At 64.3% G+C, this 18,077-nt stretch carries 18 protein-coding genes; 13 read left to right on the top strand and 5 right to left on the bottom strand.

All coding sequences use genetic code 11. The features are described 5' to 3' along the window. Positions 1 to 19 precede the first annotated feature (19 nt). Entirely contained in the window at positions 20 to 544 is a 525-nt protein-coding gene (locus GEU01_RS02910; protein WP_019084876.1) for a DUF2147 domain-containing protein, read from the top strand. A 46-nt stretch (positions 545 to 590) separates the two neighbouring features. Continuing rightward, complete coding sequence (locus GEU01_RS02905; protein ID WP_019084875.1) at positions 591 to 1,820, top strand: lactonase family protein; 1,230 nt, start codon at positions 591 to 593, stop codon at positions 1,818 to 1,820. Between the two features lie 31 nt (positions 1,821 to 1,851). Here GEU01_RS02905 and ubiG read toward each other — a convergent pair whose 3' ends face one another. Continuing rightward, complete coding sequence (ubiG, locus tag GEU01_RS02900; RefSeq protein WP_019084874.1) at positions 1,852 to 2,601, bottom strand: bifunctional 2-polyprenyl-6-hydroxyphenol methylase/3-demethylubiquinol 3-O-methyltransferase UbiG; 750 nt, start codon at positions 2,599 to 2,601, stop codon at positions 1,852 to 1,854. Positions 2,602 to 2,758: 157 nt separating this feature from the next. On the opposite strand from ubiG, the gene GEU01_RS02895 reads away from it, so the two are divergent. The 6 genes from GEU01_RS02895 to prfA all read left to right on the top strand — a co-directional run bounded on the left by GEU01_RS02895 (position 2,759) and on the right by prfA (position 9,975). After that, positions 2,759 to 4,012 (top strand): aspartate kinase, encoded by a 1,254-nt coding sequence (locus GEU01_RS02895; protein WP_019084873.1) that lies wholly within the window; start codon positions 2,759 to 2,761, stop codon positions 4,010 to 4,012. Next, positions 4,009 to 5,109, top strand: coding sequence for an NAD(P)H-dependent flavin oxidoreductase (locus GEU01_RS02890; protein WP_019084872.1), 1,101 nt, complete (start codon positions 4,009 to 4,011; stop codon positions 5,107 to 5,109). The genes GEU01_RS02895 and GEU01_RS02890 overlap by 4 nt, the downstream gene beginning before the upstream one ends. Further along, a complete protein-coding gene (locus tag GEU01_RS22235; RefSeq protein WP_456303504.1) occupies positions 5,087 to 6,262 on the top strand; it encodes a helix-turn-helix domain-containing protein in 1,176 nt (391 codons plus the stop codon). The genes GEU01_RS02890 and GEU01_RS22235 overlap by 23 nt, the downstream gene beginning before the upstream one ends. A 129-nt stretch (positions 6,263 to 6,391) precedes the next feature. Then, positions 6,392 to 7,552, top strand: a complete 1,161-nt coding sequence (gene ispG, locus GEU01_RS02880; protein WP_010507870.1) for a flavodoxin-dependent (E)-4-hydroxy-3-methylbut-2-enyl-diphosphate synthase — start codon at positions 6,392 to 6,394, stop codon at positions 7,550 to 7,552. A gap of 102 nt (positions 7,553 to 7,654) precedes the next feature. Then, a complete protein-coding gene (hisS, locus tag GEU01_RS02875) occupies positions 7,655 to 8,911 on the top strand; it encodes a histidine--tRNA ligase (protein WP_019084871.1) in 1,257 nt (418 codons plus the stop codon). Between the two features lie 2 nt (positions 8,912 to 8,913). After that, entirely contained in the window at positions 8,914 to 9,975 is a 1,062-nt protein-coding gene (gene prfA, locus GEU01_RS02870) for a peptide chain release factor 1 (protein ID WP_019084870.1), read from the top strand. A gap of 4 nt (positions 9,976 to 9,979) precedes the next feature. Here the strand turns inward: prfA and GEU01_RS02865 are convergent, their stop codons facing one another. Next, positions 9,980 to 10,444, bottom strand: a complete 465-nt coding sequence (locus GEU01_RS02865) for a hypothetical protein (RefSeq protein ID WP_019084869.1) — start codon at positions 10,442 to 10,444, stop codon at positions 9,980 to 9,982. 30 nt (positions 10,445 to 10,474) lie between these two features. Between GEU01_RS02865 and prmC the strand changes: the two genes are divergently transcribed. Both prmC and GEU01_RS22230 read left to right on the top strand, forming a co-directional pair. Next, positions 10,475 to 11,338, top strand: a complete 864-nt coding sequence (prmC, locus tag GEU01_RS02860) for a peptide chain release factor N(5)-glutamine methyltransferase (RefSeq protein WP_019084868.1) — start codon at positions 10,475 to 10,477, stop codon at positions 11,336 to 11,338. Positions 11,339 to 11,610: 272 nt separating this feature from the next. Then, the gene (locus GEU01_RS22230; protein WP_232272386.1) at positions 11,611 to 12,147 is read left to right on the top strand and encodes a DUF4167 domain-containing protein; all 537 of its coding nucleotides are present in this window, start codon (positions 11,611 to 11,613) and stop codon (positions 12,145 to 12,147) included. Between the two features lie 197 nt (positions 12,148 to 12,344). Here the strand turns inward: GEU01_RS22230 and GEU01_RS02850 are convergent, their stop codons facing one another. Continuing rightward, positions 12,345 to 12,602 (bottom strand): hypothetical protein, encoded by a 258-nt coding sequence (locus tag GEU01_RS02850; RefSeq protein WP_026018451.1) that lies wholly within the window; start codon positions 12,600 to 12,602, stop codon positions 12,345 to 12,347. 53 nt (positions 12,603 to 12,655) lie between these two features. After that, entirely contained in the window at positions 12,656 to 13,921 is a 1,266-nt protein-coding gene (locus GEU01_RS02845) for an adenosylmethionine--8-amino-7-oxononanoate transaminase (RefSeq protein WP_019084865.1), read from the bottom strand. A gap of 61 nt (positions 13,922 to 13,982) precedes the next feature. On the opposite strand from GEU01_RS02845, the gene GEU01_RS02840 reads away from it, so the two are divergent. From GEU01_RS02840 to bioD, 3 genes are read left to right on the top strand one after another with little or no spacing between them, the layout of a single operon-like run. Next, positions 13,983 to 15,176 carry an aminotransferase class I/II-fold pyridoxal phosphate-dependent enzyme gene (locus tag GEU01_RS02840; protein WP_019084864.1) on the top strand — a complete coding sequence of 398 codons (1,194 nt, stop codon included), beginning with the start codon at positions 13,983 to 13,985 and terminating at the stop codon, positions 15,174 to 15,176. After that, entirely contained in the window at positions 15,173 to 15,844 is a 672-nt protein-coding gene (locus GEU01_RS02835; RefSeq protein ID WP_019084863.1) for an alpha/beta fold hydrolase, read from the top strand. Before GEU01_RS02840 ends, GEU01_RS02835 begins: the two co-directional genes overlap by 4 nt. Then, on the top strand, positions 15,841 to 17,253 hold the full coding sequence (gene bioD / locus GEU01_RS02830; RefSeq protein WP_019084862.1) for a dethiobiotin synthase: 1,413 nt from the start codon (positions 15,841 to 15,843) through the stop codon (positions 17,251 to 17,253). Before GEU01_RS02835 ends, bioD begins: the two co-directional genes overlap by 4 nt. 108 nt (positions 17,254 to 17,361) lie before the next feature. Here bioD and lexA read toward each other — a convergent pair whose 3' ends face one another. Further along, positions 17,362 to 18,033: a transcriptional repressor LexA gene (lexA, locus tag GEU01_RS02825; protein WP_019084861.1), complete on the bottom strand. Its 672-nt coding sequence runs from the start codon at positions 18,031 to 18,033 to the stop codon at positions 17,362 to 17,364. Between the last annotated feature and the right edge of the window lie 44 nt (positions 18,034 to 18,077).

Here is an 18,077-nt window from a genome sequence, read left to right as displayed (position 1 = left end):
TGTGGGGGAACGATTGGAAATGCACGACAGCAACAGCCACAATGGTACGCGCCACGCCGGGCACCGGGCGGGCAGGCGCATCAGGCACAGGCTGGCGACGGCCGCCATGGCTGCCTTATGCGCGGTGGCGGTCGGGACCGGCGGCCTGCCATCCGCCCGCGCCGCGGAAGCGGAGCCGGACATCATCGGCCGGTGGATGACCAAGGACCATGATGGCGTGTTCGAGATTTCACACTGCGGGAACGAGATCTGCGGGAAACTGGCCGGGGTGCGCTATACAACCGAAATGCCGCGCGACAAGCGGGGCGAACCCGAATGCAACCTGCCGATGCTGAACGGGTTCACGCCCGACCCGAAGGAGACGGGACACTGGAACGGTCACGTGACCGATCCCGATACGGGTCATGTCTATCATGCCAAGCTGTGGGTCTCCCAGTCGGGGGACCTGAAGCTGCGCGGTTTCGTGGCCGTGCCTTTATTTGGTGAAACCGAAACGTGGAGCCGCTATACCGGCACGATCGGCCCGGCGTGCAAACTGCCCTGAAGGCCCCAGAAAACAAGTCTCAACCAATGGGGATGATCGTTATTCCATGAGCTGCAATATCTCCCGCCGTGCATTCACCACCGCACTGGCTGCCGCAGGCGTGCCCGCCATATCCCGCCGCGCCGTGGCGCAGACGGCCACCAAGCCCCGCACCATCTGCTATATTGGCGGCTATACCCAGCACGGACCACCAGGGGGCGCTGGCAACGGGCAGGGCATTTCGGTATTTGAAATGAACCCCGACACCAGCAGCCTTTCGCCGCTCATGACCTATGTGGATATCGCAAGCCCATCCTTCATGGCCATGTCCGCCGATTTCAAGCACCTGTATGCCCTGAGCGAAATCAACGACTTCAACGCCAATGGCGAAGGCTGCGTCACGGCGTTTTCCGTCAACCGTTCCAGCGGCGAACTGACCAAGCTCAACGTCGTGCGCTCTGGCGGGGCCGTGCCCGCGCATCTCAGCGTGCATGCATCGGGCAAATACGTGCTGGTGGCCAATTACATGGGCGGCACGGTCGGCGTCCTGCCCATTCACCCCGATGGCGGCCTGGGCGACCCGACCGACGTGGTGCATGACACCGGCCCGCGCATGCCCGACCGCGCGGCGGACAACCCGCCGGGCAATTTCGCCATAAGTGATCATTCCAGCGCGCATGTCCACATGGTGGCGTCCGACCCGTCCGGCCATTACGTGCTGGCCTGCGACGCCGGGCTGGACCGGGTGTATGTGTGGACGCTGGACCTGCATACAGGCCGGCTGGTCCCCGCCAAGACACCGTTCATTTCCATGACGCCGGGATCAGCCCCGCGCCACTTCTCCTTCAACGAGAAGGGGACGATGATCTACATTCTGGGTGAACAGGATTCGAAAGTGGTTGCCGCCACTTTCAACCCCCAGACCGGCGAAATCGTGCCCCAGCAGACCGTCAGCACCGTCACCCCGCATTTCCGGGGCAGTACGCTTGCGGCGGGCATCCTGCTCTCGCCCAACGGCAAATACCTGTACGTGTCGAACCGGCTGGGTGATTCGCTGGCCAGCTTCCATGTGAATGATGACGGCACGCTGAACCTGGTCGAGGAAATCTGGATGCATGCCGACTATGGCCGCGCGATGATGTTCGATCCCAGCGGCACATACCTGTTCTGCGCCAACCAGCGCAGTGATTCCGTCACCTCGTTCAAGGTCAATGCCCAGACCGGCGTGCTGGACTTCACATGGAACTTCACCCCCGTGGGCAGCCCGACGACATTCGCGTTCATGAACACGATCTGACGCCGGGCCGTGGTGCGCGACAGGCCTGCCCTTAGTCGCGCACCATCGCCACGATATAATTTACCGCCGTGTCGCGGCTTTCACGCCAGCCGCCAAGGCCGGGCACCATGCCCGCGATATCGGTTATGCGCAGGCCCGCATGGGCCGCGTACTGTCCCATTTCGGCCGGGGTAATGAACTTGCGCCAGTCATGCGTACCCACAGGCAGCAGGCGCAGGACGTATTCCGCCCCGATCTTGGCCATGGCCATGGACCGCCACGTGCGATTCATGGTCGAAACCACCATCGCCCCCCCAGGCCGCAGCATGCTGCCCAGCATGCGCAGGAAGGCGTCCGGGTCGGTCACGTGCTCGATCACCTCCAGCGCTGAAATCGCGTCAAAGCGCGCGCCTTCGGCCACCAGTTCTTCCGCACTGCCGCACCGGTAGGACAGCGGGCCTGCGGACCGGGGCAGGGGATGGTGGCGCATGTGCAGCCTGGCCGCCGTAATCGCCGCCTGCGACGCATCCAGCCCGGTCACGTCGAATCCGGCGCGGGCGAAGGCTTCGCTGGCCAGTCCCGCGCCACAGCCAATGTCCAGCAGCGTGCGGCGCGCGCCATCATCCACCTGTGGCGCGGGCAGGTGGCGCATGGCCCAGCCGGTGCGCAGGTCGTTCATGGCGTGCAGGGGGCGCATCGGGCCGGCCGGATCCCACCACCGGGTGGCCAGATCGCTGAAATGGGCGATCTCCTCGGGGGCGACGGAATCTGCCGACAGAACGGGCGAATCGTGATGCTGCATAGGTGCACCGCCTTTCATTTGGCTTTCTCCCGCTGGACGCGGAAGCTGGGGAGATGTATGTGACGCGGCTTGCGCATAACCGCAATGCCCCGGATTGGCCAACAGGCCCCCACTCCGGATATGCTGAAGCCCGAGCCATAATGGAGCCACTATTCCGATGTCCCCTACCGTACCGCGGATCGTGATGAAATTCGGCGGCACGTCCGTCGCTGATCTTGACCGGATTCGTGCCGTCGCGGAAAAAGTCCGGAAACAGGTCGAGGCCGGGTGCGAGGTTGCCGTTGTCGTCTCCGCCATGTCTGGCGTGACCAACCGCCTTGTCGGCTATTGCCGCGATCTCTCGCCCCAGCATGATGAACGTGAATACGACACCGTCGTTGCAACGGGTGAACAGGTCACCAGCGGCCTGCTGGCCATCGCGCTCCAGAACCTTGGGGTCAATGCCCGGTCCTGGCTGGGCTGGCAGATCCCGCTGCGCACGGATGACGCGCATGGCAAGGCGCGCATCGTGTCCATAGACGGCGCGAACCTGATCGACAGCATGCAGGCGGGACAGGTGCCGGTCGTGGCCGGCTTCCAGGGGATCGGTCCGGACGGGCGCATCACCACGCTGGGACGCGGGGGGTCCGATACCTCGGCCGTGGCGCTGGCCGCGGCGCTGAAGGCCGACCGGTGCGATATCTATACCGACGTGGACGGAATCTATACAACGGACCCCCGTATTGTTACCAAGGCACGGAAGCTGGACAAGATTACCTATGAGGAAATGCTTGAACTGGCGTCCGTAGGGGCCAAGGTGCTGCAGACCCGCAGCGTGGAACTGGCGATGAAGGAGCGCGTGCGTGTGCAGGTGCTGTCCAGTTTCACCGATGGTCCGGCACCATCGGAAGGGCATCTGCCCGGTTCATTAGTCGTGGATGAGGACGAAATCGTGGAACAGGAACAGGTCGCCGGAATTGCCTACTCCCGGGACGAGGCAAAGATTTCCGTCCGCCAGCTTCCCGATCGCCCGGGCATCGCGGCGGCGGTGTTCGGTCCGCTGGCGGATGCCAACGTGAACGTGGACATGATTGTCCAGAGCACCGGCGACGACGGAACGACCAACATGACGTTCACGATCGGCAAGACCGATCTGGCGCGCGCCATTTCCGTGCTGGAAAGCCACCGCGACGCCACCCAGTACACGGAACTGCAGACCGATGACGACGTGGTGAAGATCAGCGTCGTGGGCGTGGGCATGCGTTCGCATGCCGGCGTCGCCAGCACGATGTTCCGCACGCTGGCCGAACGCAACATCAACGTGCAGGTCATTTCCACCAGCGAGATCAAGGTTTCGGTGCTGATCGCATCCGAATACACCGAACTGGCGGTGCGCGCCCTGCACACCGCCTACGGCCTTGACGCATCGTGAGCGCGGCCACGATGCCGGACACCGCCACACCCGCCGCCCCGTCCGCCCTGACGGACCCCGCGCGCCGGGCGGAAGCCCGCGCGCGCCTTGACCATTTGTGGGGACGCGGCACGCGCTTCCTGGGCAGCGAATACGCGCTGCTGGCGGGTGCGATGTCATGGGTCAGCGAACGTAACCTGGTTTCCGCCATTTCCAACGCCGGCGGCTTTGGCGTGCTGGCCTGTGGCGCGATGGAACCCGCACGCCTGGCCGAAGAAATCGCGGCGACACAGGCGCTGACCACCCGCCCGTTCGGCGTCAACCTGATCACCATGCACCCGCAGCTTGATGAACTCGTGCGCGTATGTCTTGACGCGGGCATCACCCATGTCGTGCTGGCCGGTGGCATCCCCTCCGGCCCGGTGATCCGCGCCATCAAGGAAGGCGGGGCGAAGGTCATCGCCTTTGCACCGGCGCTGGTGCTGGCCAAGCGCCTCATGCGTCTTGGCGTGGACGCGCTGGTGATCGAGGGATCGGAAGCGGGCGGGCATGTCGGCCCGGTCTCGCTGACCGTTCTGGCGCAGGAAATCCTGCCGCATGTCCATGACGTGCCGGTCTTTGTCGCGGGCGGCCTGGGACGGGGCGACGCCATCCTGTCCTACCTTGAACAGGGGGCGTCGGGCGCACAGCTTGGCACCCGCTTTGCCGCGTCGCGGGAAAGCATCGCGCATGAAAATTTCAAGAAGGCCTTCATCCGCGCCAATGCGCGCGACGCGGTAACGTCCGTCCAGCTTGATGAACGCTTCCCGGTCATTCCGGTACGCGGGCTGAACAACGCGGGCACGCGCCGTTTCGTGCAGCATCAGGCGGAAACGCTGCGCCGTTTCCAGTCTGGCGAACTGACCAAGGAAGCCGCCCAGCTGGACATCGAACATTTCTGGGCTGGTGCATTGCGCCGTGCCGTGGTGGATGGTGATGTCGAAAACGGTTCCGTCATGGCGGGACAGTCGGTCGGCATGATCACGGGCGAGCAGCCGGTCGGTGAGATTATCAAGCAACTGGTCGATCAGGCCATTGATGCCCTGATCCGTCAGGATGAGAGGGCCCGCTACGGATGAGCGACGGCAAACGCAATTTCCGCCCCAGACCCGCACAGGGTACGACAGCCCCGGCACCCGGCACGACGCCCATCGCATCGGTAGGGGACATATTGCGTGCGCGGCGCGAGGAACTGGGGTGGAAGCTGCCCGATGTCGCAGCATGGCTGCGCATCCGCNCCTGCCATACCTGGAGGCGCTGGAGGCGGGCCACCCGGGCGAACTGCCCGGCGGGGCCTATGCCGTGGGTTTCCTGCGCACCTATGCCAAGGCGCTGGACCTGGAAGCCGAACAACTGGTTGAACGCTTCAAGGTCGAAAGCCGTGGCGCGTTCACCCGTCGGTCCGAACTATCCTTTCCCATGCCGTTGCCCGAACGCGGGCTGCCGACCGGGGTGCTGCTGCTGTGCGGCATCGTGATCCTGGTGGTGGCCTATATCGGCTGGTACAAGCTGACCGGCACGGATGGCCTGGGTCATGACATACCCGCCAAGCTGACGCTGCCAGGACTGTCCTCCTCCTCCACCGCATCGCCGCAGGTGGCGTCCGTCCTGCCCCCGGCCGAGGAACGGCCCGAACCGCCGCCGCAGCCGCTTCCCCAGCAGGAACGTGACGCCCTGACCGGCACGCCGTCATCCGTGCCCATGCCACAGGCCGCACCGGGCGAACCACCCGCGCCGGCCACCCCCATGCAGCCGCTGGAAAAAATGGGCGAGGACCGTAACGTGCTGGCCCAGCAGGCCGCGGCGGCCGCACAGCCCGCCACCCCGGCGGACAGCGTGACCCTGAACGCGACCGCCATGACATGGGTGCAGGTGCGCAAGCCCGGTGGGCCCGTGCTGTATGACCATACGATGCAGCCCGGCGAGACATGGCAGACGCCGCAGGATCAATCCGGCCTCGTGCTGACGGTCGGCAATGCGGGCGGCCTGACACTTGTGGCCGGTGGCGTCACGACGCCACCGCTGGGCCGTAACGGGGAAGTCCGGCACAACATCCCCCTCAACCCCGCAGCCGTGGCGGACGGGTCGGTCATGCATGCCGCCCCCGCGCCCGCCATTCACCCACCGGCACCTTCGCCCATGACCGATTCATCGGCCGTTGGCGCAACACCCGTGACGGGAAGTGGCAATAATCTTTCTCCGCCCCTCCCGCAGCACATCAATCCGGAGTAGAATGGTCTCCACGGCATGGTCCCCTGATGGTCACCATGCCGGAAACCGGCATGTAACAGATTCCCGGGCCGTGCCGCCCCGCCACGGCGGGCCGGAGCACAAACCGCCGCCTTATCTGGAGGGCACATAATGAGCAGCTATCGTCCTTATCAGCACATCGAACGCCGCAAGTCGCGGCAGATCCATGTCGGCAGCGTGCCGGTCGGTGGTGACGCCCCGGTTTCGGTCCAGACCATGACCAATACCCTGACCACCGACGCCGAGGCCACGATCGCGCAGATCCGCCGCGCCGAACTGGCGGGCGTGGACATCGTGCGCGTCTCCTGTCCCGATGAGGACAGCACGAAGGCGCTGGCCGAAATCGTGCGTGAAGTGAATGTGCCGATCGTGGCTGACATCCATTTCCACTACAAGCGCGCCATCGAGGCCGCAAAGGCCGGTGCCGCGTGCCTGCGCATCAACCCCGGCAACATCGGCAGCGCCGAACGCGTGCGTGAAGTCGTGAACGCGGCGAAGGACCACAACTGTTCCATCCGCATCGGCGTGAACGCCGGTTCGCTGGAAAAGCATCTGCTGGAAAAATACGGTGAACCCAACCCCGACGCGCTGGTGGAAAGCGCGCTGGAACATGCCAAGATTCTTGAAGATCATGATTTCCATGAATTCAAGATCAGCGTGAAGGCGTCCGACGTGTTCATGGCGGTCGCGGCCTACCAGCAGCTGGCCGATGTATGCGACCATCCGCTGCATATCGGCATTACCGAAGCGGGCAGCAAGCGCGCGGGCACGGTCAAGTCCTCCATCGGGCTGGGCAACCTGCTGTGGTCGGGCGTGGGTGACACCATGCGCGTCTCGCTCTCGGCCGAGCCGGAAGAAGAAGTGCTGGTTGGCTGGGATATCCTGAAGTCACTCGGCCTGCGCCACCGTGGCGTGAAGATCATTTCCTGTCCGTCCTGTGCGCGTCAGGGCTTCAACGTGATCGAGACCGTGCAGACGCTGGAAGACCGGCTGGCGCATATCAAGACGCCCATGACGCTGTCGATCATCGGCTGCGTGGTCAATGGCCCCGGTGAGGCGCTGATGACCGATATCGGCGTGACCGGCGGCGGATCGGGTCGTCACATGGTCTATTCCGCGGGCAAGCAGGACCACACCATGCCCGCAGGCGACATGATCGAGCATATTGTCGAACTGGTGGAAAAGAAGGTGGAGCAGCTTGCAGCCGCCGACGCCACCAATACCCCCGCCGAGGAAATGGCCCGCGAAGCCACCATGTCCACCGCGGACTGAAGACACGCGGCGCGCCACGGTCCGGCGCGCCACGGTCCGGCGCGCCGCCCAACCGGCCGGCCCCAGGGGCGTGGACCGGGTTCAATGCAGGAATATCGCGTAGTGAGCAGCTTACAGCCCGTTCGTGGCACCCACGACCTGATCGGTGAGGACCGCAGGCGTTTTACCCATGTTGTCGAAACCGCCCGCCGCATTGTCGGCCTGTACGGGTTTGACGAATGGGCGACCCCGGTTTTTGAAGATACGCGGGTCTTCTCACGCTCGCTGGGCGATACGTCCGATGTCGTGTCCAAGGAAATGTACACGTTCGAGGACCGGGGCGGCGAATCCCTGACCCTGCGCCCCGAGGGGACAGCCGCGATCTGCCGCGCGCTGGTCACCAACGGGCTGACGCAGTCCCTGCCACAGAAGGTGTTCTATGCCGGGCCGATGTTCCGCTACGAACGCCCGCAGAAGGGGCGTTACCGCCAGTTCCACCAGATTGGCGCGGAACTGCTGGGCGCTGCCGAGCCGCTGGCCGATGCCGAAGTCATCGCCATGGGCCGTGACGTGCTGCAGGGACTGGGCATTGCGCATGACGTGGTGCTTGAACTCAATACTCTGGGTGACATGGCCAGCCGCGATGCGTGGCGGACCGCGCTGATCGCCTATTTCAGCGAACGCCGCGCCGAACTGTCCCCCGACAGCCAGGCCCGGCTGGAACGCAATCCGCTGCGTATCCTGGACAGCAAGGCGGCGCAGGACCGCGCCCTTCTGGCCGATGCACCGATGATCGCCGATTTCCTGACGCCGGACGCCCGGACATTCTGGGACGACCTGCGCCGGACGCTGGATGTGATGGGCGTGAAATTCCGTGAAAATCCGCGCATCGTGCGCGGGCTGGATTATTACGGGCATACCGCCTTCGAATTCGTGACCGAACGGCTTGGCGCACAGGGCACCGTGCTGGCCGGTGGCCGCTATGACGGGCTTGTGGCGGAAATGGGTGGGCCTGCGACACCCGCCATTGGCTGGGCCGGCGGGATCGAACGCCTGTCCATGCTGCTGGAGGACATCCCGGCGGAGCCGCGCCCGGTTGCCGTCATTCCCATGGGGGCGGATGCACAGGCCGCGGCCATTACAGTATTGCAGGCCATGCGTGGGGCAGGGGTGCGGGCGGAAACGTCCTATCGCGGCAACATGAAGCGCCGGATGGAACGCGCCAACCGCATGAACGCAACCCATGCCATCGTCATCGGTAGTGACGAGATCGCGCGCGGCGTGGTGCAGGTCAAGGATCTGGATAGCGGGCAGCAGACCGAAGTGCCGATGGATGGCGTGGCTGCCTTCCTCCTGTCCGGAACCCCCAAGAAGGCCTGAACGTGGCAAAGTTTGACGACCGTCTGGACCGTATCGTCGCCCGGTGCGAGGAATTGCAGGCCCTCCTCGCGGAAGGGATGTCGGGGGCCAATTTCAGCCAGGCCTCACGCGAATATGCGGAACTGGAGCCGATTGTAACCCGTGTGAACGCCCTGCGCACGGCGGAACAGGCGGAACAGGACGCGACCCAGATGCTGGCCGACCCCGAACTGCGGGAACTGGCGCAGGCCGAACTTGATACCCTGCACACGCAGATCCCTGAACTCCGCCACGATATCCGCCTGGCCATGCTGCCCCGTGACGAAGCGGACGAGCGCAGCGCCATCCTTGAAATCCGGCCCGCCGCCGGTGGGGATGAGGCAGGGCTGTTCGCAGCCGAACTGTTTGGTGCGTACCAGCGCTATGCCGACCAGCGTGGCTGGCGGTTCGAGGTGCTGGAATATGACCAGTCCGAACTTGGCGGCCTGCGCGAAGGGATCGCCAGCATTACCGGACGCGGCGTGTTTGCCCGGCTGAAATACGAATCCGGCGTGCATCGTGTGCAGCGCGTGCCCGCGACCGAAAGCCAGGGCCGCATCCATACTTCCACCGTAACCGTCGCTGTCCTGCCTGAAGCGGAAGAAGTGGATGTGGAGGTGAACGAGGGCGACCTGCGCATTGATGTCTACCGAGCATCAGGGGCGGGGGGGCAGCACGTCAACAAGACTGAAAGTGCGGTGCGCATCACCCATCTGCCCACCAATATCGTGGTGGCGATGCAGGAAGAAAAAAGCCAGCACAAGAACCGTGCCAAGGCGATGAAGATCCTGCGCGCGCGCCTGTATGAACGTAACCGTGCGGCAGCCCATGAAACGCGCGCCGCCGATCGCCGCGCGCAGGTTGGCACGGGCGACCGGTCGGAACGTATCCGGACCTACAACTTCCCGCAGGGGCGCGTGACCGACCACCGCATCGGGCTGACACTGTACAAGATCGATCGGGTCATGGCGGGGGAATTCGATGAGTTCGTCGATGCACTGACGCAGGAAGAACAGGCTGCCCTTCTGGCGGCGGATGATAACTGACGCCCTATGATGTCGGTGCCGCGCACAGGCTGCTGCGCCCGGGATGGCGTTCGACCACGTCCGGGTCATCCGGATCGGCAAGGTAGAATCCGGTGAAGTTGCGCGCGCCAAGGGCGACAAGATGGTGGCCATCGGGTTCATGCAGCACGCCTTCGCCACTGACCTGATGGATCTCGACCTTGCCTTCCGGCCGACGGATCGTGATTTCGCCACACAGGGCGTAACTGTGGTTCACGCGGCTGACTGCCGTTTCCACATGGGCGGTCTGGCTGGGATGGTCATGGTCAAGGCGGAAGGTCGCGACAAGCCGCTCATCCACATACAGGCGCGAGGTCTCGGATATTTCACCATCACCATACCCGTCCTCAACATCAAACGACCCGGCCAGTGCTGGCGTTGCAAGGCCGGCACACAGCATGGTGACGATCAGGGTCCGTACGGGGCGTAATGAAAAAGCGGGCAGTTGCATGATGCCCCAGTATGCCGGAAATCAGCCGCGATGAAAGATGCCATGACACCGACGCCCGCAAATTTGCGCCATCTTCTGTCCGACGCCACCACCCGCCTGCGCGCCGCAGGCATCGAGGCACCCCAGCGCGAAGCCCGGCTGCTGGCCGCCCATGCCGCGGGCACCGATCTGACGGGGCTGCTGCGTATTGATACCCTGCCGCCAGCAGACCACGCCACATTCATGCAGATCCTGCAGCGCCGCCTGCATCATGAACCGATGGCCCATATCACCGGTCATACAGGTTTCTGGTCGCTGGACGTGGCGGTTTCACCCGCAACCCTGATACCGCGCGCGGACACGGAAACACTGGTGGAAGCCGTGCTGGATCACCTGCCGGACCGGAACGCCCCGCTGCGCGTGCTGGATATCGGGACAGGCACGGGCTGCCTGCTGCTGGCGGTGCTGGCGGAATATCCGCAGGCCACGGGCATTGGCACCGACATCAACCCCGATGCCGCACGCCTTGCCACGCGCAATGCCGCACGCAACGGACTGGCGGCGCGGTGCGACATGCTGTGCTGCAACTGGGCCGATGGGATCACGGGACCATTCGACCTGATCCTGAGCAATCCCCCCTACATTCCCCATGCCGACCTGAAGGGTCTCATGCCCGAAGTGGTGCGCCATGAACCTGCACGCGCGCTGGATGGCGGGGCGGACGGGCTGGTCGCGTATCGCGCGCTGGCTGCGATTTTGCCCGGACTGCTGGCATCGGGCGGGATCGCGGTGCTGGAACTGGGCATAGGACAGGACCACAGCGTGCCCGCCCTTATGCATGAAGGTGGCCTGCGGATACTGGAAATCCGCCCCGATCTGGGGAAAATCGGGCGGGCGCTGGTCATGAAAAAATAATTTGGCAGACTGAAATAGGCGGGATATAGTGCGATGGCGCAGGAAACACGAACTGCAACCTGTTCTGCCGTTCCGTTTCCGCGTGGGTGATCCAGATTGCAAAACAGAAAAGCTGGCGTCATGAACCGGAATGGTTCCGCCATGCGCAGGGATCCGTGTCCGGCGTCATACCGGACAACCACTATGGCAACAGACGGGACGGACAGACCGCCCCACGGTCCAGGGCAGCGCCAGTGACCGGCAACAGGAAAGTGCTGCGACAGCTTATGAACATGAAACGCATGCGAGGCCGTCACAATCGTTCGGGCGGCAGCAATGGCGGAAGCGTACGCCATAACAATGGCCAGATCCCGTTGAACCGCAACCATGTCTTCGACAGCAACGGGCCTGACCTGCGTGTGCGCGGTACGGCGCAGCAGCTGTTCGAAAAATACCTGCAGCTGGGCCGCGACGCCAGCAGCACGGGCGACCGCGTAATGGAGGAAGCCTATTTCCAGCATGCCGAACATTACTTCCGCATTCTCAACGCCATGACGCAGGCGGCACAGCAGAGCCAGCAGGAACGCATGGCCGCCCGCCAGCAGCGCCCCGCTGACAACCGCCAGCCCACGGAAACCAGCGTCGAGGAGGGGGCCGAACAGCCCGCCATCCCGCAGGCGCCGGAACCTGCGGAAACCGCCCCGCAGCCCACCGTGGCCAGCGAACCTGCACCGACCCCGGCACCGCGCGCACCGCGTGCCCCCCGCCGGAACAGCCGTACCAAGCCGCCGGTTGAAAAAAAGGAAGAACTGGAATCCACGCCGTCGTGAACCGGTATCGCCCCGTCCGGTTTATCGGGCGGGGCTGATATACTGGTACTGCCGACTGGCCTGCGGTTTCGAAACGCTACGCCTGATAAATGAATGGCTGGCCTCGGGCCGGACAATATGGCCCTGCCATGCCGCGACGGCGTAACCACGCAGGAGCCGTGCGCCTGTATAGGCCGGATACCCTGTAAATACCGTCTTCAGGCGTACGTGTTGACCAGACGCCAGACCTTGCGCTTGCGTCCATCACTGGCACCCGGGGCATCTTCCACCGTAACCAGTCCCTGGTTACGCAGGGCCTGCAGCGCCAGCCGGGCATGGTAGGTGCCCAGTTCGGGGAACAGGTCGCCGATTTCACGCACCGAACGGGCTTTTCCGTCCGACAGGATCTTCAGCACGATCTGTCGCTTGCTGTCATGATTTGTCATGCGCCAGGATCGATGCTGAAAAAAAGTCATGGGCTTTCTATACCAGATCCGTCCCCAATGGCCTAGCGCCGATGCATCCGCTGCTACACCGGTTGCGCCAGAACGGTGCGGATGGCAGCGGTCAGCTTGCCCAGTTCCGACGTGGTTATGTTAAAAGCTGGCGTCAGATAGACAATGTTACGGAAGGGCCGCACCCAGACCCCCTGCGCGACCAGGGTGGTCTTCAGCGCATTCATGTCATGTATGCGGTCCAGTTCCACCACGCCGATCGCCCCCATGACGCGCACATCCACCACATGGGGCAGGCTGCGGCACGGTTCCAGTTCCGTGCGCATCTGTCGGGCAATGCGCGCCACCCCGCCCAGGCAGTCTTCGCGTTCAAACAGGTCCAGCGAGGCATTGGCACAGGCGCATGCCATGGCGTTGGCCATGAAGGTCGGCCCGTGCATGAGCGCATGCAGCGGGTCGTCCGATAGAAATGCATCAAAGACATGCGCGCGCGCCACGGTGGCGGCCAGCGCCATCGTGCCCGCCGTCAGGGCCTTGGACAGCGTGATGATGTCCGGCACGATCCCGGCCTGTTCACACGCGAACATGGTACCGGTGCGCCCGAACCCGGTGAATATTTCATCCAGTATCAGCAGGACGCCATGCCGGTCCGCAAGCATGCGCAGGTTCCGCAGCACATCGGGGGAATGGAACAGCATACCGCCCGCGCCCTGCACCAGTGGCTCGACAATAATTGCGGCAATGCTGTCCCCTGATTGCGCCAGCAATTCATCCAGCGCCCGCACGCTGTCCGCATCCACGGGCAGGTCGGCGATGAAATGTTCGGGCAGCGCGCCCTGATACAGGGAATGCATGCCTTCCTCGGGGTCACAGACGGCCATGGTGGCCATCGTGTCGCCATGGTAGCCGCCACGGAAGGCCAGCAGCCTTGTCCGGCCCGTCCGGCCACGGTTCAGCCAGTACTGGATGGCCATTTTCATCGCGACCTCAACGGCGACGGAACCGGAATCGGTAAAGAAAACCCGTTCCAGATCCCCCGGCAGCATGGCCGCCAGACGGCTGGCCAGTGTCAGCGCGGGTTCATTGACCAGGCCGCCGAACATGACATGCGGCATGCATTCAAGCTGCGCGCTGACGGCGGCACGGATATGGGGATGATTGTAGCCGTGGCACGCCGTCCACCATGATGCGATGCCATCAGTCAGTTCCGACCCGTCCGCCAGTGTGATGGTGCGTCCCCGCGTGCTGATGGCGGGCAGGGGGGGCACGGTGGTCTGCATCTGAGAATAGGGTAGCCAGACATGCTTCATGCCACGTTCCAGCCAGCGGGGTCCCTGCATGTGACTACTCCATGATATTGCGTGGGCGGGATTGACCGGGGCTGCACGCTCCGGCAGGACAATGCGCTTCATGGCCCGTTTTGATCCAATTTTCCAGACCGCGCTCGACCATATGGCGGATACGCACACCCGCCGCGTGCTGCGGCCCGTACGGCATGTGGGAGCGGCCACCGTTATCCGTAACGGGCGTGAACTGGTCAATTTCTCATCCAATGATTATCTGGGCCTGTCCCACCATCCCGCGCTGCACGCCCGTGCCGCCGAATGGCTACGGCAGGACGGAACCGGGTCCGGCGCATCCCGCCTAGTGACCGGAACCAGCCCCCGCCACATGCAGGTCGAGGCACGACTGGCTGCATTCAAGGGGTGCGAGGCGGCGGTGATTCTGGCCAGCGGGTGGCAGGCCAATGCTTCCGTCCTTGCCGCCCTGCTGCGGCTGGCAGCGGGGCAGGGCGTGCCACCGCTGGTTTTCACCGACCGGCTGAACCATGCCAGCCTGCATCAGGGATGCATGGCCGCCGGAGTGCGGCAGATTCGCTTCCGCCATAATGACCTGGACCATCTGGACAGCCTGCTTGAACGCCATGCAGGCGACGCGCGCGCCATGCGGGTGATCGTGACCGAAAGCGTATTCAGCATGGATGGTGACCGCACCGACATCGCGCGGCTGGGCGCCCTTGCCCGGCGGCATGGCGCCTTTACCTATGTTGATGAAGCCCATGCCACCGGCGTGCTTGGCCCGCATGGACGCGGGCTGTGCGCAGGACATGAGATCGATCTGGTCATGGGGACGTTCAGCAAGGCGCTGGGTGGTTTCGGGGCCTATGTGGCCGGGTCACGGGCCCTGTGTGACTGGCTGATAAACGCCTGTTCGGGGTTCGTATTCACCACCGCGCCGCCGCCTGCGGTGCTGGGGGCGATGGATGCGGCGCTGGAACTGGTGCCCACGCTGGACGAAGCCCGGGCACGGCTGGCCCGCAATGCCGACCATATCCGCGGCGTGATCCATGACTGCGGCCTGTCATCCGGCCCGTCCACCACCCAGATCATACCCATCATGATAGGAGAGGCCGCACACGCACTGGCGTTCGCGGCCCGTCTGGAAGCCCACGGCATCCTTGCTACCGCCATCCGCCCCCCCACGGTGCCCCCGAACGGCAGCCGCATACGGCTGGCGCTGAGTGCCGCCCACACCGACAGCATGGTTGACCAGCTGGCCCGCGCCATCACCCTTGCCGCACGGGAGCATGCATGACCGTGGGTACGGCAGCCTCCCTCCCGATCGCGCTGGTGCATGGCTGGGCCTTTGACCCGACATTCTGGGATGCAACCCGCGCCGCCCTTGGTCCGGCACATACGACATGCACCGATTTCGGCTTCTTCACCCGGCAACCCGCGCTGATGCTGCCACAGGTGCCCTATATCGGGGTCGGGCACTCGCTGGGCGCGCTGTGGCTGCTGCGTCACCATGGTCCCCTGTGCCGGGGGCTGGTGCTGATAAACGGTTTCAGCCGGTTCGGGACCGCAGCCGACTTTCCCCACGGCATTCCCCGGCGCGTGATTGAACGCATGCGCGCAGGCCTGATGCGGGAACCCGAAGGGCTGCTGCACAGCTTTCGCCTGCTCGCCGGCATTGACACGCCACTGCCGTCCCACATCGAACGCGGACGACTGGAACAGGGGCTGGTGGCCCTGATGGACATGGATTGCAGGACCGACCTGAAACGGGTCACATGTCCGGTCCATGTCATTGCCGGAACAGATGACACCATTGCACCGCCCACGCTGACCCGTGCCTGCTTCCCCCCCGGCAGCGGCATGGAAGCCCAGTGGGTTGAAGGTGGCCACCTGCTGCCCCTGACCCATACCGCAACCTGCGCCCACGCCATTATGGCCATGACCGGACGGATGACCGCACCATGACCCGCAAAGACCGCATCGCCGCCCGTTTTGGCGCGGCACAGGGATATGAACAGGCCGCCCGCGTCCAGCACGTTGTGGCGCGCGAACTGGCATGCCGCATTGCTGCCCGCCATGCCCCCGGCGACATGCCCCCCGCACGTATTCTGGAAATTGGCTGCGGCACCGGCTTCCTGACCCGTGAACTGCGCAGGCTGTTCCCGACAGCCCATATCACCGCCACCGACATCGCCCCCGCCATGCTGGAGCGCGTGGCCCGGCGGATGGCGAATGACGACAGGCTGTCCCTGCACCGCATGGATGCCGAAGCCCCGGACGTGGAAGGTCCGTTTGATCTGATCTGTTCCAGCATGGCCATGCAGTGGTTTCCCCACCGGGCACGCACCCTGCGCATGCTGGGCAACCTGCTGGCGCCGGGGGGACAGATGGCGCTTTCCACGCTGTGCCTGAGCAGCTTCCGGCAATGGCGGGATGCATATGCGCGGGCCGGGGTCGTGTGTCCCATGCCGGATTATCCCACCATCGAACAGCTACAGGCCGAATGGCCCGCCTGCGGTGCGGGGATGTGGCATGATGCCGAGACTGTCGATACCCCGGCCACCCCACTGGCCTTCGTGCAGGAACTGCGTGCCATCGGGGCCACGCATACGGACTACGCCCCTGCTACGGGTGGCCAGTTGCGCCGCGTACTGGCGGCGGCGGGAACGGATGGACCGTTCACCGTGTCCTATCAGGTCGGTTACGGGCTGTTCCGCCGCGCGGCGTGGCCGGGTGTGTTCGTTACCGGCACGGATACGGATGTGGGCAAGACGGTGACATCCGCGACATTGGTCAGGGCATGGGACGCGGCTTACTGGAAACCGTTGCAGAGCGGCACGGATGACGCCCCATCCGACAGCATGGGCGTGCGGCAGCTGACAGGACTGGACCCGGCCCGCCTTTATCCACCAGCCGCCACGTTCGGGGCGTCGCTATCGCCCGAGGATGCGGCCCATGCGGCCCATACCCGGATCGATCCCGCCATGATCGCCCTGCCACGCCATGCAGCCAGTGACGGTCCGCTGGTGGTGGAAGGGGCAGGCGGCGTGTTCGTGCCAATTGCCGAAAATTACCTGATGATCGACCTCATGGCCCGGCTGGCGCTGCCGGTCGTGCTGGTGGCGCGCAGCCAGCTTGGCACGATCAACCATACGCTGCTCAGCCTTGCCGCACTCCGGGCGCGTGGACTGCATGTCGCGGGCGTGATCCTGAACGGCCCGCCCGAACCTTATGGCCGCAGCGCCATCGAACGCCATGGACGGGTCCGCATACTGGCCGAATTTCCGACCATCACCCCCATGGGGCCGGATGCGGTGGCACAACTGGCGGCCCGGCTGCCCGCATGGGAACAGGTGGCGCGGGACGCGCCCTGAAGATTGTTTCAACAAAAGGGCGTTTCCCGAAGCCTTCTGAAAAAAGCTTTACCGGACACTTTTCATAATCGCAGGTGATTCACTGGCAGACTGCTGAAAACGGTTTTTTCAGTAACGACGGATCAGGCCAGCCAGGGTGCCCTGCACATTGACCCGGGCTGCAGGCAGCACGCGGGTCTCATAATGCCGGTTGGCAGGGATCAGCGCAATATTGCTCCCCTCGTGGCGCAGACGCTTCAGCGTGACTTCTATCCCATCGATCAGGGCAACGACAATCTGCCCGTCCGTTGCCTGCATGCCTTCACGGATGATGACCATGTCACCATCCAGAATCCCCGCGTCCTGCATCGAATCCCCCGTGACTTCCAGCGCGTAATGGCTGGCTTTGCCCAGCATGTCGGCCGGGACGGCAATACGGGTGGTTTCCGGTGTAATGGCTTCAATGGGATTGCCGGCGGCGATCCGCCCCACGAAGGGTACATCCACCACCAGCATTCCGCGGGGATCAGGCGAACCGGGGATCGGGGCAGGTGGGTCGGACGGGGCGGGCGCGGGCGGCACATCGATATCAGGCAGGCGCAGGATTTCCAGCGCACGGGCGCGATGATGCCTGCGGTGAAGGAAACCGCGTTCCTCCAACGCCGAGATCAGGCGGTGAATGCCGGATTTGGAACGCAGGCCCAGCGCATCCTTCATTTCATCAAAGGACGGGGAGAAACCCGTCCTGCGCAGGTGGCTGTCGATAAACAGCAAAAGTTCATGTTGTTTCTTCGTAAGCATGCCACATGTCCTTTTGCCGTTACCGGTGTCGCCCGGGCTGGAAT

Source organism: Komagataeibacter europaeus LMG 18890 (assembly GCF_000285295.1).
In the GTDB taxonomy this organism is placed as follows: domain Bacteria; phylum Pseudomonadota; class Alphaproteobacteria; order Acetobacterales; family Acetobacteraceae; genus Komagataeibacter; species Komagataeibacter europaeus.
The sequence above is the reverse complement of the archived record's forward strand: the minus strand, read 5'-3'. Positions and strand labels throughout refer to the sequence as shown.

What these genes read in the sequence shown, in the direction of transcription:
- GEU01_RS02910 (WP_019084876.1), top strand. Translation starts at nt 20, where the DNA reads ATGCACGACAGCAACAGCCACAATGGTACGCGCCACGCCGGGCACCGG.
- GEU01_RS02905 (WP_019084875.1), top strand. Translation starts at nt 591, where the DNA reads ATGAGCTGCAATATCTCCCGCCGTGCATTCACCACCGCACTGGCTGCC.
- ubiG (WP_019084874.1), bottom strand. Translation starts at nt 2,601, where the DNA reads ATGCAGCATCACGATTCGCCCGTTCTGTCGGCAGATTCCGTCGCCCCC.
- GEU01_RS02895 (WP_019084873.1), top strand. Translation starts at nt 2,759, where the DNA reads ATGTCCCCTACCGTACCGCGGATCGTGATGAAATTCGGCGGCACGTCC.
- ispG (WP_010507870.1), top strand. Translation starts at nt 6,392, where the DNA reads ATGAGCAGCTATCGTCCTTATCAGCACATCGAACGCCGCAAGTCGCGG.
- GEU01_RS02865 (WP_019084869.1), bottom strand. Translation starts at nt 10,444, where the DNA reads ATGCAACTGCCCGCTTTTTCATTACGCCCCGTACGGACCCTGATCGTC.
- prmC (WP_019084868.1), top strand. Translation starts at nt 10,475, where the DNA reads ATGAAAGATGCCATGACACCGACGCCCGCAAATTTGCGCCATCTTCTG.
- GEU01_RS22230 (WP_232272386.1), top strand. Translation starts at nt 11,611, where the DNA reads ATGAAACGCATGCGAGGCCGTCACAATCGTTCGGGCGGCAGCAATGGC.
- GEU01_RS02850 (WP_026018451.1), bottom strand. Translation starts at nt 12,602, where the DNA reads ATGACTTTTTTTCAGCATCGATCCTGGCGCATGACAAATCATGACAGC.
- GEU01_RS02845 (WP_019084865.1), bottom strand. Translation starts at nt 13,921, where the DNA reads ATGCAGGGACCCCGCTGGCTGGAACGTGGCATGAAGCATGTCTGGCTA.
- GEU01_RS02840 (WP_019084864.1), top strand. Translation starts at nt 13,983, where the DNA reads ATGCGCTTCATGGCCCGTTTTGATCCAATTTTCCAGACCGCGCTCGAC.
- GEU01_RS02835 (WP_019084863.1), top strand. Translation starts at nt 15,173, where the DNA reads ATGACCGTGGGTACGGCAGCCTCCCTCCCGATCGCGCTGGTGCATGGC.
- bioD (WP_019084862.1), top strand. Translation starts at nt 15,841, where the DNA reads ATGACCCGCAAAGACCGCATCGCCGCCCGTTTTGGCGCGGCACAGGGA.
- lexA (WP_019084861.1), bottom strand. Translation starts at nt 18,033, where the DNA reads ATGCTTACGAAGAAACAACATGAACTTTTGCTGTTTATCGACAGCCAC.